General features: G+C 66.7%; 1 protein-coding gene. It reads left to right on the top strand.

What is annotated here, in order from left to right; translation table 11 throughout:
• A partial coding sequence (locus CLG85_RS27220) for a peroxidase family protein (protein ID WP_311735049.1) occupies nt 1-390 on the top strand: 390 nt, incomplete at both ends.

Here is a 390-nt window from a genome sequence, read left to right as displayed (position 1 = left end):
AGACCTTTGCCCGCATGGCGATGAACGACGAGGAAACCGCGGCGCTGACCGCCGGTGGCCACACCATCGGCAAGGCGCACGGCAACGGCGATGCGGCGAACCTCTCCGAGGATCCCGAGGCTGCCGACGTGACCGCGCAGGGCATGGGCTGGATGAACACCAAGGGCCGCGGTATCGGCCGTGACACGGTCGTGTCCGGCATCGAGGGCGCCTGGACCAAGAACCCCACCCAGTGGGACATGGGCTGGTTCGAGCTGCTCTTCGGCTACGAGTGGGAACTCAAGAAGTCACCGGCGGGCGCCTGGCAGTGGATGCCCGTCGACATCCGCGAGGAAGACATGCCCGCCGACGTCGAGGACCCCTCGATCAAGTGCATGCCGATCATGACCG

Source organism: Alloyangia mangrovi, assembly GCF_002300555.2.
GTDB classification, from domain to species: Bacteria; Pseudomonadota; Alphaproteobacteria; order Rhodobacterales; family Rhodobacteraceae; genus Salipiger; species Salipiger mangrovi.
Note: the sequence above shows the minus strand (reverse complement) of the source record. Positions and strands in the feature narration are given on the sequence as shown.